Annotated in this window: 1 protein-coding gene; it reads left to right on the top strand. The window is 68.2% G+C overall.

The window, feature by feature from the left end; genetic code table 11:
- Positions 1-232 (top strand): c-type cytochrome (locus R0J88_RS20075; RefSeq protein ID WP_410900886.1); only part of this gene is annotated, 232 nt, incomplete at its 5' end.
- Positions 233-274 lie beyond the last annotated feature (42 nt).

Raw genomic sequence — 274 nt, 5'->3', positions numbered from 1 at the left:
CTACCCGTCGCTGTTCCACAACTCGACGGTCGGTGCGTCGAATCCGTCGAACCTCGTGCAGGTGATCCTGAACGGCGTGCAGCGCAAGGCCGGCAGCGAGGACGTCGGGATGCCCGCGTTCCGCAACGAGCTGTCGGATGCGCAGATCGCCGCGCTGACGAACTACCTGACCGGGCAGTTCGGCAACCCGGCCGCGAAGGTGACCGAGCAGGACGTCGCGAAGGCGCGCTGACGCGCGCGGCAGTCGCGGCAACGCAGACGACAGGAGGAGCAC

It is taken from the genome of Pseudoalteromonas sp. SIMBA_162 (assembly GCF_046535955.1).
Taxonomy (GTDB): domain Bacteria; phylum Pseudomonadota; class Gammaproteobacteria; order Enterobacterales; family Alteromonadaceae; genus Pseudoalteromonas; species Pseudoalteromonas marina.
The sequence above is the reverse complement of the archived record's forward strand: the minus strand, read 5'-3'. Positions and strand labels throughout refer to the sequence as shown.